General features: G+C 59.2%; 13 protein-coding genes and 1 pseudogene. 6 read left to right on the top strand and 8 right to left on the bottom strand.

What is annotated here, in order from left to right:
* Positions 1 to 32: 32 nt before the first annotated feature.
* The gene (locus tag BAMB_RS36145; protein WP_258181778.1) at positions 33 to 155 is read left to right on the top strand and encodes a hypothetical protein; all 123 of its coding nucleotides are present in this window, start codon (positions 33 to 35) and stop codon (positions 153 to 155) included.
* Positions 156 to 218: 63 nt separating this feature from the next.
* Here BAMB_RS36145 and BAMB_RS32040 read toward each other — a convergent pair whose 3' ends face one another.
* Complete coding sequence (locus BAMB_RS32040; RefSeq protein WP_011661306.1) at positions 219 to 683, bottom strand: Lrp/AsnC family transcriptional regulator; 465 nt, start codon at positions 681 to 683, stop codon at positions 219 to 221.
* A 149-nt stretch (positions 684 to 832) separates the two neighbouring features.
* Here BAMB_RS32040 and BAMB_RS32035 point away from each other — a divergent pair, with 149 nt between their 5' ends.
* The gene (locus BAMB_RS32035) at positions 833 to 4,339 is read left to right on the top strand and encodes an indolepyruvate ferredoxin oxidoreductase family protein (RefSeq protein ID WP_011661305.1); all 3,507 of its coding nucleotides are present in this window, start codon (positions 833 to 835) and stop codon (positions 4,337 to 4,339) included.
* 77 nt (positions 4,340 to 4,416) lie between these two features.
* Positions 4,417 to 4,547 (top strand): annotated as a pseudogene (locus tag BAMB_RS35765) (IS66 family transposase); the annotation flags it as partial.
* A 50-nt stretch (positions 4,548 to 4,597) separates the two neighbouring features.
* Here the strand turns inward: BAMB_RS35765 and BAMB_RS32030 are convergent.
* Positions 4,598 to 5,563 carry a LysR family transcriptional regulator gene (locus tag BAMB_RS32030; RefSeq protein WP_011661304.1) on the bottom strand — a complete coding sequence of 322 codons (966 nt, stop codon included), beginning with the start codon at positions 5,561 to 5,563 and terminating at the stop codon, positions 4,598 to 4,600.
* Between the two features lie 145 nt (positions 5,564 to 5,708).
* Between BAMB_RS32030 and BAMB_RS32025 the strand changes: the two genes are divergently transcribed.
* From BAMB_RS32025 to BAMB_RS32015, 3 genes are read left to right on the top strand one after another with little or no spacing between them, the layout of a single operon-like run.
* Positions 5,709 to 6,554 carry a branched-chain amino acid aminotransferase gene (locus tag BAMB_RS32025; protein ID WP_011661303.1) on the top strand — a complete coding sequence of 282 codons (846 nt, stop codon included), beginning with the start codon at positions 5,709 to 5,711 and terminating at the stop codon, positions 6,552 to 6,554.
* Positions 6,555 to 6,600: 46 nt separating this feature from the next.
* Positions 6,601 to 6,894: a DUF1330 domain-containing protein gene (locus tag BAMB_RS32020; protein WP_011661302.1), complete on the top strand. Its 294-nt coding sequence runs from the start codon at positions 6,601 to 6,603 to the stop codon at positions 6,892 to 6,894.
* A 22-nt stretch (positions 6,895 to 6,916) separates the two neighbouring features.
* Complete coding sequence (locus tag BAMB_RS32015) at positions 6,917 to 7,660, top strand: SDR family oxidoreductase (RefSeq protein WP_011661301.1); 744 nt, start codon at positions 6,917 to 6,919, stop codon at positions 7,658 to 7,660.
* Between the two features lie 343 nt (positions 7,661 to 8,003).
* Here the strand turns inward: BAMB_RS32015 and BAMB_RS34745 are convergent, their stop codons facing one another.
* From BAMB_RS34745 to BAMB_RS31990, 6 genes are all read right to left on the bottom strand, one after another.
* Complete coding sequence (locus tag BAMB_RS34745) at positions 8,004 to 8,330, bottom strand: DUF4148 domain-containing protein (protein ID WP_011661300.1); 327 nt, start codon at positions 8,328 to 8,330, stop codon at positions 8,004 to 8,006.
* Positions 8,331 to 9,362: 1,032 nt separating this feature from the next.
* On the bottom strand, positions 9,363 to 10,067 hold the full coding sequence (locus BAMB_RS32010) for an aspartate/glutamate racemase family protein (RefSeq protein ID WP_011661299.1): 705 nt from the start codon (positions 10,065 to 10,067) through the stop codon (positions 9,363 to 9,365).
* A 161-nt stretch (positions 10,068 to 10,228) separates the two neighbouring features.
* Complete coding sequence (locus BAMB_RS32005) at positions 10,229 to 11,134, bottom strand: LysR family transcriptional regulator (protein WP_011661298.1); 906 nt, start codon at positions 11,132 to 11,134, stop codon at positions 10,229 to 10,231.
* Positions 11,135 to 11,232: 98 nt separating this feature from the next.
* On the bottom strand, positions 11,233 to 12,552 hold the full coding sequence (locus BAMB_RS32000; protein WP_011661297.1) for a dicarboxylate/amino acid:cation symporter: 1,320 nt from the start codon (positions 12,550 to 12,552) through the stop codon (positions 11,233 to 11,235).
* Positions 12,553 to 12,669: 117 nt separating this feature from the next.
* Positions 12,670 to 13,131, bottom strand: a complete 462-nt coding sequence (locus BAMB_RS31995) for a RidA family protein (protein WP_011661296.1) — start codon at positions 13,129 to 13,131, stop codon at positions 12,670 to 12,672.
* A 236-nt stretch (positions 13,132 to 13,367) separates the two neighbouring features.
* Positions 13,368 to 14,594, bottom strand: coding sequence for a diaminopropionate ammonia-lyase (locus BAMB_RS31990; RefSeq protein ID WP_011661295.1), 1,227 nt, complete (start codon positions 14,592 to 14,594; stop codon positions 13,368 to 13,370).
* Positions 14,595 to 14,676 lie beyond the last annotated feature (82 nt).

The following is a 14,676-nucleotide window of genomic DNA, read 5'->3' as shown; positions in this document are numbered from 1 at the left end:
TGCGAGGCTAGAGCGGCGACGATTGCGTCCACTTGAACGAGGAAGTGGATGCAATGACAGAGCACTGCAACGATCTGAAGTCACGTCTGGTGACAGGCTTCGAATGCGAATTGCGTCGCCGGCGTTTTGATCCGCAGGCCAAGCTGGAATTGTAAAGCGCGACGATGAGCAATCTATCGGAGCCGCAGTTGCTCGGGCGCGCGGCAAGTGCCGCGCAGCTACTTTAGCAGCGGCGCAGGGCGCATCAGTACCGTTCTAAGGGCGAAGCTGGACCTGATATGCGCGACACCAGGAATGCGCGTCAAGGTACGGGTGAGGAAATCGTGGTAGGCCACTAGATCCTTTACGACCACGCGCAGGTTGTAGTCGGCATCGCCGCTCATCAAAAAGCAGCTCATCACTTCGGGGCACTGTGCGACGACGCTCTCGAACCTCGCGATAACCGCCTCTGATTGCTTCTCCAGCGTGACGGACACGAAGACGCTAATCGAGCCCACTAGTCGCTGCTCGTTCAAATGGGCACCATACCCCTCGATGTAATTTTCTTCTTCAAGCCTGCGCAGCCTACGTACTGTCGGCGTCAACGACAGGCCTATGCGCTCCGCGAGTTCTCGTCCGCTGAGTCGTCCATCACTGGCGAGCTCGCGCAGGATTCCGAGGTCGAAATTGTCAAGTTCGTCCATGTTGGGTCAAGTGGATGATTGCGCGACAAAATTATAGGTCATCTGATCCAAAAATGAGGGTTCTCCTAGGCTGATTTTAGCGCCATTGCTTTCGCCGCTAGAACGAGAATTTCCACCCATAGACAGTTACCTAGCCTAAAGAGCGGAACATGGGTGCCATTGATACCTCCTTCACTGCCGATGCCAAGTACAGCCGTTCCGATGGCCGAATCCTCCTGACCGGCATTGAAGCCTTGGTTCGCCTGCCGATGTTGCAAAGGCAGTGGGACGAGGCTCACGGTCTTAGCACGGCCGGCCTTATTTCGGGCTACCGGGGTTCGCCACTAGGCGCCTATGACCAACAACTGTGGAAGGCTTCCCAGCAGCTTGCTGCGCACGACATCGTGTTTCAGCCTGGCCTCAACGAAGACCTGGCTGCCACGGCGCTGTGGGGTGCGCAAATGCACCGGGCCTTTGGTCAGGCACGCGTGGACGGTGTCTTCGGCATCTGGTACGGCAAGGGTCCAGGTGTGGACCGCAGCGGCGACGTGCTGCGTACTGGCAATGTGCTTGGAACGTCCAAGCTCGGTGGCGTGCTGGCGGTTTCCGGCGATGACCATGCGGCACAGTCATCGATGTACCCGCACCAGACGGACGGCATCTTCCAATCCGCATCTATCCCTGTTCTCCAGCCTGCCAACGTGCGCGAGGTCATCGAGCTTGGTTTGTCTGGCTTGGCACTGTCCCGTTTCTCCGGTCTATGGGTAGGGCTCAAGACAATCGCTGAGGTTGTCGAGACGGCGGCATCGTTCGAACTCGGACCGCTGCCCCGCTTCAAGATACCTCAGGATTTCCTCATGCCGCCGCACGGTCTCAACTGGGACCCTTCCCTTCAGTGGCCTGCACAGCGTGCCGAGTTGGAGCGTCGGTTGATCGAGGAGCGGTTGCCCGCTGCGAGGGCGTGGGCTCGCGCCAACATGCTGGACCGCATCGTGGTGGCCGCTCCCCAGCGCCGTCTGGGCATCATCACCGTCGGCAAGGCCCATCAAGACGTTATGCAGGCGGCGGCTGACTTGGGACTCTCGCGGCGTGATCTTGAGCAACTGGGCATCTCGGTGTACAAGGTGGCGATGAGCTGGCCACTGGAGACCGAAGGCGCGCTCGCTTTCGCCGAAGGGCACGACGAGGTGCTGGTCGTCGAGGAGAAGCGCTCGGTCGTCGAAGCGCAGATCAAGGACGCGCTGTACCACTGTCCCGCGGCGCGACGCCCCCGCGTGACGGGAAAGACCACCGAACGCGGTGCTCAGCTTCTGCCAGAGGTGTCGGAGTTCGATCCGCGGCTGCTGGCGCGAGTGCTGGTGATGCGTATCGAGGCTGTTGGCATCGAAGCGCCGATTCTGACCAATCGCCTGGCGGCACTGCAGACACCGCAGAAGGCGCTGCCTTCTGGCGTGATCCCCGTTCGCAAGCCGTACTTCTGCTCGGGCTGCCCGCACAACACTTCCACACGCACACCTGACGGCTCAATCAGCGGAGGGGGCATCGGCTGCCACGTGATGGCGCTGCAGCAGCCATGGCTGAAGACGCACACGTTCTCGCAGATGGGCGGCGAGGGTCTGCAATGGGTCGGTGCGGCGCCGTTTTCGACCACGAAGCACACCTTTCAAAACCTCGGCGACGGCACGTACCAGCATTCCGGGCTGCTGGCCATCCGCGCCGCCGTGGCCGCGAAGACGAACATCACGTACAAGATCCTCTACAACGACGCGGTGGCCATGACAGGTGGTCAGCCTGCGGAGGGTGTCATTGATCCCGCGCGCATCACGCGCCAGTTGCACGCCGAAGGCGTGGCCCGCATTGCGATGGTCTCTGATGACCCCATGCGCTGGACGGGAAACAAGGAACTGGCTGATGGCGTGGCCGTTCACCACCGCGAGGAATTGGATGCGGTGCAGCGCACGTTTCGCGATATCCCGGGCGTGACTGCCATCGTCTACGAACAAACCTGCGCGGCCGAGAAGCGCAGGCGCCGCAAGCGCGGCACGATGTCAGACCCGAATCGGCGCGTGTTCATTAACCACCGCGTCTGCGAAGGATGTGGCGACTGCTCGGTACAGTCCAACTGCATTTCGGTGGAGCCACTGGCCACGCCTTACGGGCGCAAGCGCAAGATCAATCAGAGCGCTTGCAACAAGGATTTTTCCTGCCTGAAGGGCTTCTGCCCGAGCTTTGTCGAGATCGAGGGAGCGAAGCTGCGCAAACCAGATGGTGCCCGGTTGAACGCCCTTGAGGCTGAACTGGGCAATGGCCTGCAATCGCCTACTGTCCCGACCATCACCGCCCCGTTCAACGTCTATGTCGCCGGAATAGGTGGTACCGGTGTGCTGACGATGGGAGCCCTCATCGGCGGCGCGGCACACCTCGAAGGCAAGGGCATGACGGTGCTCGATTTCACCGGCTTGGCTCAAAAGAATGGCGCCGTAGTGAGCCAGGTACGCATTGCCCCTTCGCCCGACGACATCCATGCGGCGCGCATCAGTGAAGCCTCGGTGGACTTGCTACTGGGCGCCGATCTTGTCGTCTCCTCGGCTGCCGAAACGCTGGGCAAGATGTCTGACGGGCGCAGCTGCGCAGTCGTCAATCTGGGTGCAACGCCAACTGCGGACTTAGTGCATCAACGCGACGCGAGCGTGCCCACGCCTCTTATGCTCGAGCGGGTGCAGCAACGGTGTCGTGCCGATCGATTTCATAGCCTGGATGCCAGCGACGCGGCTCAGAAGGTGTTCGGCGACACGCTGCCGACCCATACGATGATGCTTGGCTATGCATGGCAAAAGGCGCTGCTGCCACTGTCGCGTGAAGCCATTGAACGAGCGATCGAGCTCAATGGTGCGGCCGTTGATCTGAATAAGCGTGCTTTCACGTGGGGCCGCATTCTCGCGGTGCATCCGCACGCACTGGACGCTGTCAGCGATCAAGGCGCCAAGCAGTCTGGCTCCCAGACGCTCGAAGAGGTGATCAAGCAACATGTGGCAGATCTGACCGCCTACCAGAACGCCGCGTATGCGCACCGCTACAGTGCTTTGGTTGTCCGCGCGCGCAGTGCGGAGCAACGCGTGCGGCCCGGCAGCGAGGTGTTTGCCACCGCAGTGGCTGTCAGCGCCTACCGCCTGATGGCTTACAAGGATGAATACGAAGTCGCGCGCCTGTACGGGTCGGACGAGTTCAAAGCTTCGCTTGCAAGTCAGTTTTCAGAGATAGGCAAGATGTCGCTGTGGCTGGCGCCGCCCTTGTTCTCCCGGATCGATCCTGCTACTGGGCGGCCGCGCAAGCGTAAGTTCGGCCCCTGGATTCTCAGTGCGATGAACACGCTGGCACGCATGCGCAAGCTGCGCGGTACGCCACTGGACGTCTTCGGCTACACCCGCGAGCGGCGTGTCGAGCGCCAGTTGGTGAGCGAGTTCTTTGCTGACATAGAGTCGGTGTGTACCACGTTGGCCGCGGCTGGAATCGAACGCGCTGCTGCGTTTGCCAGCCTGCCGCAGGAAATTCGTGGCTTCGGATCGGTTAAGGCTACTGCGATGGCAACTCATGCCAAGCGCCGCCATGAAGCCTTGATTGAGATGCGCAATCTTGCGTCATCACCGGACCGCAAGGAGGCACTTCCGCTCGCATGAGTTGTGTATTGATCGCCGTGGTAGCGCATCGGCGATGACGGCGTGATCCGTGTCGTCTGAGTTCGCCTGGACGTATTGGCCGTGCGGGCCTGGCCATGCCGAGATCGACGCTGGGCGCCTGGGAGGCAGGTGTGGCATGCACTTGCAGCCGCTGGTCGACGTACTCCGCCAGGCCGTCCTCCAACAGGGTGTGCTGCATGCGGACGAAATCAACAGCGGGACATGAAAACGATCAATCGTCCTTGAACGGTCGCGTGCTCATGTCTTCTCGAACAAGCTGGTGATTGACGCGCGCAGCCACTTGATTTCCTGGTCCTGGCGGCTTCTTTCGTGCCAATGTAAGCGGATATCGAACGTGGGAAGCTCCAGCGGAGTTGGAACGATGTGGAGCGCGCTTGGATCTCGAAAGGACATCACGGCGACCTCGGGTACGGTCAGCAGATAGTCGCTGCTTCCCAAGATGCGTTCAGCGGCCAGGAAGTGGGGCATCGTGAGGCTGATGCGTCTCTGCATGCCCTTCGATCGCATCACACTTTCCACCAACGAATGCCCGCTACTTGTGGCGTCGATGGCCATATGTTCGGCCGCGGCGAACGCGGCCAGATCCAGCGCGCGTTTGGCCAGTGGATGTCTCCTCCGCATGGCCGTGACATAGCGTTCCTTGCGCAGCACGCGCGAAGACACCCGCCCCTTGATCATCGGCAGCGAGCCGATCGCCACGTCCACCTCTCCGGCGCTGAGCCCCGCTTCCAGCGCCTCCCAGGCAAGGTTCCTGATTTGCAGTCGAATGCCTGGCGCATGCTGCGCCAGGAAGCTGTTGAGGCCCGGCAAGAACACCAATTGCCCGATGTCACTCATGTGGAGGCGGAACACACGTTCGGACGTCTTCGGGTCGAATCCTCGCGAATTGGCCAACGCCAGCGACATGCCTTCCAGCAACGGATGGAGCTTGTCTCGCAGCGCCATCGCGGCATCGGTTGGCGTTACGCCATAGCGGGTTCGCACGAAAAGAGTGGTGCCAAGCGCCAAGCGCCATCGCTGAACCATGAGAGAAACCGCCGATTGACTCATCTCCAGACGGAGGGCGACCTGAGTCAGATTCCGGCATTCACAGACGAGGCAAAACGCTCGAAGTTCCGCCAACGTCCAGTTATGAGTTCCACCAATATTAGATAGCACCGTGACGCACCCACTGGAGCCAATGTTGGGGCCTATTATATCCATGACTCATATCACAGGTAGTCCGGGGACAACCCTCCCGCCGGCCGGTTTCGGTTGAACGGGATGCCCGTGGCGACGTTTCGGATGCAAGAGACATTGCCCCCCATGAGCCCGCGAAGCACACCGACGCAACAAAGGAAATCACCCCATGAGCAAAAACGAAATCATCTGGTTTGACGGCAAATGGAGCGACTCGGGCGTTCCCATGATCGGTGCTGCCGATCACGCGTTCTGGATGGCCTCGACGGTTTTCGACGGTGCGCGGGCGATCAACGGGCATCTGCCGGATTTATCGGCGCATAGCCAACGCGTCATCAATTCCGCGCTCACGATGGGCATGAAGCCCAAGATAGACCGACAGGAAATCGAGCGGCTGGTGCACGAAGGCATGAGTCATCTGACCAATCAGGAGACTGACTACTACATCAAGATGCTGTTCTTCTGTCCCGGTGGCTTCCTACTGCCCGATGCCGACACCACCACCTTCGCCCTACACATCTTCGAGGCCCCGTTGCCGGAAGACAAAGGCTTCAGTGCAACGTTCAGCGAGTACCGCCGGCCCGCCCCTTCCATGGCCCCCACGGAGGCAAAGGCGTCCTGCTTGTATCCAAACACACAGCGCATCATTCGAGACGCAATAGCCCGGGGGTTCGAGAACGCGGTAGTGCTGGACTCGGATGGCAACGTGGCGGAGTTCGCCGTCGCCAACCTGTGGATCGTGCGCGACGGCGTGGCTCTCACGCCCACGCCCAATGGCAGCTTCCTGAATGGCATCACACGCCAGCGCGTCATGGCATTGCTTCGCGATGACGGCATCACCGTGCGCGAGACACAACTGGCCCCGTCGGACGTCATGGAGGCCGACGAGGTGTTCAGCACGGGCAACCACGGCAAGGTGCTTCACTGCAATCGCGTTGAAGACCGCAGCCTGCCTTATGGACCGATCGCCCAGCGTGCGCGCGAACTCTACATGGCCTATGCGCACACCTGCTGATCACGAGAGCACTCTACATTCAACTGGACTATAGAAGGAGCCCATTGTGCCTGCCTATCTGATCGCACGTGTCAAGGTCGATGATCCCGAAATCTATTCCGGCTATACGGCATTGAGCCCCACCGTCATCGAAGCCCACGGCGGGCGCTTTCTTTCACGGGGCCAGGCGCCGATGACGTTGGAGGGCCCGGAGGAGCAACGCCGAATGGTCCTCGTGGAATTCCCGGACATGGATCATGCACGTGCATTCTACGAGTCACCCGAGTATCAAACCGCCAAAGCGATTCGCTTACCGGTGTCGCAAGCCGAGTTCGTTGTGGTGCCGGGCATTGCGCTGTAATCCTTAATAATGGAGCATTGAAATGGATCTTGGAATCGTCGGCCGTCGGGCAGTGGTGTGCGGCGCATCAACGGGATTGGGATTTGCCTGCGCCAGGGCGCTGGCAGCCGAGGGGGCGCACGTGACCCTTGTGTCGAGAAGCGAAGAAAATTTGCGACGTGCCGCCGAGCAGTTGTCGCCGCACGCGACATCGGGTGTGGAGTGGCTGGTGGCGGATCTGTCGAAACCTGCCGGACGCACGGCGTTGCTGGACGCCTGCCAGAGCACGGATATCCTGGTGACAAATGCCGGCGGGCCACCGGCCGTGCCGTACATGGAGCTGGATGCGGCCAAATGGCACGAGGCGCTGGAGCTGAATTTTCTTTCTGCCGTTGACCTCATCCAAGGTGTGTTGCCAGGGATGATCGAACGCCGCTTTGGCCGCATCGTGAACATTACCTCGGTAACGGTGCGCACGCCTCTAGAAAAGATGGAGTTGTCCACTTCGCCGCGAATGGCCCTCACGGGCTATGTTGCCGGCGTGTCAAGGCAGGTGGCGCCGTTCAACGTGACGATCAACAATCTGCTTCCCGGTACGATCCTGACCGACCGCCTTCGCGAGCTGCGCGCCGTGGCCGACGCCATGATCGAAAGCGTGCCCGCGGGCCGAGCCGGAACGCCTCAGGAATTTGCCGCGGCGTGTGCCTTCCTGTGCAGCGAGGCTGCGGGATACATCGTTGGACAGAACCTCTGCGTAGATGGAGGCTTGGTGAGAAGCACCGTGTAGCGTGTCTCTATCGTGTTTCGTGCCAACTCGAAGTGACGCAATGTCCAGTGCAGCGAGTATATTGGGACCGCGCCGCCGGACCTTGACGTAGGTAGCACCGCCACCCCTCACGGGCATTGCGTCGTCGAGCAACGAGGGGCGCCACGGAACTCACGATACGTATCAGCGCCTATAAGCCGTCCCGCCAGCGGCGGGACGGCCTGCCGCGAAAGGCGCCAGGTCGGAATGTATTCCCTCACACCACAATGACTATCCGACAGCGTTGGGATCAGCGCGCCAAACACCATCTGCTCCGCGCCACCCTGTACGGTGTCAGTCAATGGCGAGCTTCGTGGCACAGTGCTCAATGACCGAAATAGGTTGAATGCTCGGCCGTGCTCGCGACGGCGCCACGGCCCGACTGTGTCCCGTAATCGCTGTTGCTGCTGTTGCCGAGTTTCTGCCGTTCGGTCGCACCGCCGCTGTTGTCTCGAATTCGGTTCAATGCCGCCTGCAAATTGTCCGGGTAATGCGGGTCGTTCGGACGGCTTGGCGAATAGCCAGCCTGCTGAAGCGCCGCCAACTCCGCACGTACTTGCGCGCGAGTTACGGTGCTTTCGCTAGCGAAAGCCGGGGTAGCAACATAGGCGGATAGCGCCACAAGCATGGCTACGATCAAGCGGGATTTCATTGTTCACCTCAACAAATGGAAATAGAGAATGCGAAACGGGCTTGGGGCGCATCGGCGCCGCATCTCCGCTCGCGAACTCGGGATCTCACCGCCGATGAGAAGAAAAGCTATTGCGGGCGACCCGTCGGGGTCAGAGCCAGCTTCCCGGATTACTCGGCGGCTGCGTTCGCAGCTGAAGTGAATTTTTCGCTTATTTTCTACCCGCGACAAACGAGATAAAGTGTCTTCATTTGAAATAAAATCTTCCTCGCCCCTGCGCCGGAGCCTCGCGTCCATACCAAAGTGCCCGAGTGGCAGGCGGGGCCATCAACTTCCGTAGCGAGGGGAACCCAACGTCATCTCCGCGGCGAATGCGGCACGTCGATGTTCAGCGCAGTCCCGGCGCACGGATGCGAGTTGTTGCCGACTAAGGAAATTAACGGACGTATTGAATGAGGCGCTGCGGTCGCCAGACGCGCGACTGCTGACGCGTTCTTGGGAGCGTCGCTATTCCGCGTCGCCGCTCCATGCCGAGGACGCCAGGTCTCTGGCGGTCCCACCTCCTGCGGAATGAAGGGTCGAGGGTAAGCGGTACTTCTTCAACGTCTGGCAGTGGTCGCCAGGAGTGACGAGCATAGGCGCCCACCTATTCAAGGTGGACACCTATGCCTGACAAAGACTCAGAGTGGAGAGTGGTGCGACAGAGCGCCGATGGCCGGCATCGCTACGACGAGAAAGGAAGCGTGTACGGGGCGACGCCCGTCGCCGGTGTGTCGGAAGGAGCAGCGGCAAGAGCACGCCGGCGCCGAACACGTCACCCCAATCGCCGAAGCTGCGACCGCGCGTGAGGCACTGCGACGTTGATTACCGGCACTTCATCGAGGTACTCAAACGTAAGCCGCAAGCGGTCAACGCAGTGTATGTCGCAAGGAGCTGTTTCCGCGCGGCCCCTACGACCGCACGGAAGAAGCTCAAGTCATGCCCGACTCGGCGCGACGCATGCAAGACCATGGCCGGCTGTTGGAACTGGCCGCGCTTGATGTGACCGAGACGCTATTCGGACGCCAATGCCAATCTGACTGCAGCCTCGGCATGAGCAATGGTCGTATCGATAATCGGGACGGGGCTATCCTCGGGTTTGACAAGCATGCCGAACTCCGTACATCCCAGAACGATCACTTCCGCGCCACGAGATACCAGGTCGGCGATCGCTCTCCTGAACTTCTCGCGCGTTTCGGGCAGGAAGATGCCCTTGGCGAGTTCTTCGTACAAGGCGTTGTGTACGTTCTCCTGATGCTCACCCTCCGCAATGACAACGTCGAGGCCATAGCGATCCTTGAGCCGGCTAACGAAATAGGTTCCTGTCATCGTGTAGCGGCTGCCAAGCAAACCGACGGTTTTGTAGCCTCGCTCCAGCACGCTGCGGGCCGTTGGATCGACTATGTGGATGAACGGCAGATCGACATTCGCCTCGATCCGCTCAGCTGCTGTATGCACGGTATTACAGGCTAGAAGGAAGAAATCGGCGCCCGCAGCCTTCAGCTTGTTACCCTCTGCAGCAAGCAAGTCGCCCACGATATCCCAGCGCCCCTCTCGTTGTCGACGTTCGATCTCCTCGAAGTCGGTCTGTGCAAGGACCAGTTTCGCGCAGTGCAGACCTTCGCCACCCATCTGTTGAGCGACAAGGCTATTAATCGTCTGATAGTAAATAATCGAACTCGGCCATGCGATTCCGCCGACAATACCAATCGTTTTCAAATCAAATCTCCGAATTCAAATGGAATCTGGGTGTCTCCGTCACGATGCTGGAATGCATCCACCTCGACAGCTAGATGGGCATCGTACCGTCGCACCCGACAAATACATACATCCAATTGTTTCGAATATTTGTTGCGAAATATGCATATATGCTGCCGAGCCTATCCCCACGACGCTTGAAGCTGGCCAAGAAATCCACGCGCACTCGGCGTTAGCGCTCGGTCCTTCAACAGGACGATTCCCAGTGTCCGATTGACGACAGGCTTCGTTAGCGGTCTTGAAACAAGACCGGCGCTAAGTGCGCTCGGTACCGCTCCTCCCGGCAGGATCGCCAATCCGACCCCGGCCTGGACGCATTGCATAACGGTCGCGAACTGACTGACTGTAACGGCGTGTTGAAGCACCAAGCCGCCCGCAAGCGCTAGACCCTCAAGATGTCGTCTCGTCTGCGACTCCTTGGGCATCGACACCATGGGAAAGTGCGATGCCTCCTCGAGCGATATACCGGGCTTCTTCGATAGCGGATGCCCGTTCGGCATTACGACATGGAACGCTTCGATGGCCAATTTGATGGTCGACAGCTCATTAGGCACATCATCAATGTAGGTGATGCCAAAGTCGGCTACACCACCGCGAACGTCTTCCACGATTTTTCCGTAGACACCCTCGCGAATCTGGATTTCCACACGCGGTTTCGACTTGCTGTAGCGGGCTATGATGCCGGGCAGATGGATACATGCAACAGACATCACCGTGGAAACAATGACTTGACCTCGCAGTTCATCCGTAATCTCGCGCATGCTGTCAACCGAGATGCGCAGATCCGCGAGAATACGGTTGGCCAGCGCAACGAATTCTTCACCGGCCGCAGTGATTTCCAGTCGTCGCGTTGTGCGACGAAAGATGTCGAGACCGATAGCTTGCTCGACACGCTGGACCGTACGCGTCAATGCTGGTTGGGAAACATTGAGAGTGATTGACGCCGCCATGAAACTGCCGCATTCGGCGATGGTACATACCGCTTGAAGCTCGCGAGAGCTGAGATCAGGGATAAGGGGGCGGCTCATGATGCTCCTTGGTAGGCATACCCCCTGTAGTTTATGGCCAAACGAAACGACCTTGGTTGCGCGGCTTCATCAATAGCAAGAACCCCTTGCGGTTCCAATCAAGTCGATACTCCAGGAGACGGCGACGTTCCTCCTGCTTCGCGCCGCGCCACTAGCTCCGTTTCCGTCTCTGGCGCATTCGTTCTTGACGCATCCAATGCGCCCTCCCACTTCGCCACGACCGCGCACGCGATAGAGTTCCCCACGGCATTGGTCGCAGACCGCCCCATATCCATGAACGTGTCGATAGCCATGATCATGAGCAGACCTGCTTCCGGCAAATTGAAATGCGCGAGCGTCGCTGCAATGACCACCAATGATGCCCGAGGAACGCCCGCGATTCCCTTGGAAGTCACCATCAGCATCAGGAGCATCGTGATTTGCGTCTCGATCGGCAGGGCGATGCCGTATGCTTGCGCGATGAACAGGATCGTAAAGGTGCAGTAAACCATCGTCCCGTCAAGATTGAATGAATACCCGAGCGGGAGGACAAAGCTCGAGATACGGCGACTCACACCGAATTTATCAAGTGCCGTGAGCATTTGCGGAAACGCTGCCTCGGAGCTCGCCGTCATGAAAGAAAGCAGGAACGGCGCACGAATCATCTTGATCAGCGAGAAGATTCTGCGTCCAAGGAAAATGAAACCCACGAGTATCAGTACCGACCAAAGAGTTGCCAGCCCCAGATAGAACATTCCGATGAACTTCGCGAAGGTCATCAGGATACCTAGACCTTTGGTGGCAATAATCGAAGCGATAGCAGTGAAGACGGCAATCGGAGAGAAGCGCATGACCGCTTCCGTGATCTTCAGCATCATCATGCCGAGCTGATCGACCACCTGCACCAGCATTTTGCCTCGTTCTTCGAGTGCCGCCAAAGCGATCCCACAGAATATGGAAAAAACAACGACCTGAAGAATCTCGTTCTGGGCCATCGCCTCCGCAGCGGAGCGGGGGACGAGATGAGTGATGAAGTCCTTCAGCGAGAACGCGTTGGTGCTCAACGATACGCTCGCGGTGACCTCGGGGAGCGGAAAATTGGTATTGGCTCCGGGTTGAAGCCAATTGGCCAAAACAAGACCAAGAACGAGCGACACCAACGATGCGCCGACGAACCAGGACATCGCCTTCAGGCCGACCCGACCCACCGCACCCACATCCCCCATTTTTGCGATGCCTGGTACAAGGGTTGCGAATACAAGCGGCGCAACAATCATCTTGATCAAGCGGAGGAATACTTCAGTGCCGATCGAGAGGTACCCGGCTATCGAGGCAAGCTTCGCGGAATCCTGAACTTGATTGTGGCAGATCGCCCCGACGATGGCGCCAAGGATCATCGCGCCAATGATATAGCGCGTAAGGGATGGGGTCTTTCTCATGGAATTCTCAATGGGACCGTTCGGCGAACACACTCATCCATCGGACGGATTTCCGACGTGGCGTAATGTTCGGTTTTTTTGTTGGAGGAACCTGAAAGGCAGGTTCGTCAACTGCGACTAAGCGACCTCAAAAATCGCTTCGATTTCGACCGCAAGGCCCGCCGGCAGCGAAGCCATTCCAACCGCAGAGCGCGCATGCCGCCCTCGTTCGCCGAACACCTCCATGAATAGCTCCGAACACCCATCGATCACCTTCGGGTGCTCCTTGAAGTCAGCATCCGCCTGCACCATTCCGAAGATCTTCACGATGCCCCGGATATTGTCGAGGTCCCCGACTGCACGTTCGGCAGTAGCAAGGAGCTGCAACGCTATTCTTCGGGCGTCGTCATATCCGTCCTGCGTCGTATAACCGCTTCCGAGACGTCCTTTTCTAAGCGTTCCGTCTTCGTTCCGAGCCCCTTGCCCCGAGAGAAACAGCAGGTTTCCGGCTCGGTAGTACGGGGCGTAGCTTCCGACTGGTGTGGGGATATTGGGGAGCCGAATCCCCAATGCTGACAAGCGTTCCGCAGTTTTGCTCACGGCAGTCTCCTGTTAACCTGGCAAGCCCATGACCACTCGATGCGTCGTGTGACGGCGTCTTGCCGGGATGATCGGCCTTTCGAATGCAACTGAGTGGCGTTCGTACTCAGTCGGTAAAAATTCGAACCGATATTTCTTTGAATTTAGTGCCGCCGATTTTCAAAAAACCGGCCACCCTGCTGGATCAAGACCGCCGTGCGACATCGCACGACGGCGCTCGCTCCTCCCGTTTCGATTTATCGTGCGACGCCGTCGAAAACGTCGGCTACCGATCGTCCAACGATCTGCTCATAGATAGTCGGGTCCGTTGCGCCCTCGAGACCAAACAGCAAAATCTGGCTCTGCTTGTCAAGGCCCAGCGCCTCGCGGAGTTCGGGGAGTTCCTTGGCCTTCAGAACCACAGCAGTCCCTCCCGCCGCGGTTTCACCACACACAATCGGGCTGTCTCCGTTACCGGCTGCCAACGCGCGCATGGCATCTTCTGCCCACGAATCGGGGATCGTAACGAAATCGCTGCCGAGCCAATCGAGCAGTGCCCAGGCGGCCGGAGAAACCTCACGGCATGCCAGCCCAGCCATGATGGTGTGCAGCGATCCGGCGGACGGAGTCGGCGTGCGGTTGAATGCGCTTTGATACAAACAATCGGCTTCATTCGGCTCGACCATCACCATGCGAGGCGCAGCGCCATCGAGTTCCTGGTAGAAGCGCAGGAAAATCGCAGCGGCGATGCTGCCGACGCCACCCTGAACAAAAATATGCGTGATCGCTTTCGGATCGGGCAGCTGTTGCAGCGCCTCGTCCACGAGCACCATATACGCATTCATCACATCGCGCGGTGAGCCGGAAGCGTAGTCGTCCCACGAGGTGCTCGACACGAAATGCCATCCGTTGTTCTTCGCGTCGCTGCGCGAACGCCCCACGGATGCCTCGTATTCGCCCTGAATGCGAATCACAATGGCGCCAAGCGCCTCCATGGCCTCTTTCCTGCCCGGGCTGACGTGTTCGTGGATATAGACAACACAGCGGCAACCGAACGCTTTCGCCGCATAGGCCAGACCGCGCCCCTGGTTTCCGTCCGTCGCGACAGTAACCGTGACACGCTCCGTAATTTCCCGGTACTTGCCGCTCCGAAGATCGTCCGATGTCGGACGCGTACCGGTCTTCTTCTCTACAGCGTCTGCCAGAATGCAAAATACCGCATACGGGGCGCCCAGAGCCTTGAAACTGCCCATACCACGACCAAAGCGCTGGCTCTCGTCCTTATAGTAGATCTTCGCCACATTCGTTTGCGCCGCAAGACTATCGAGCGAGTGCAACGGCTGTGACTCATACTCGGGCCAGCTGTGAATCTCCTTCACTGCCATGCGCCACTCACCGAGGTTCTCGACGGCCGCCGCAGCCCGATCCGCCTTTGCGGCATCGAGCCAGGACGGATTTTTGCAATGTTGAAATACGGGGTTCATACACATTCCTTGCAGAAGTAAGCGAGACAGATGCAATACTCGCGAGCGTGGGTCGATCCCGGTTGAGCGCTGAATCCGCCTC

Origin of the sequence: Burkholderia ambifaria AMMD, assembly GCF_000203915.1 — a bacterium.
GTDB lineage: Bacteria > Pseudomonadota > Gammaproteobacteria > Burkholderiales > Burkholderiaceae > Burkholderia > Burkholderia ambifaria.
This window is presented reverse-complemented; position numbering and strand designations above follow the sequence as displayed.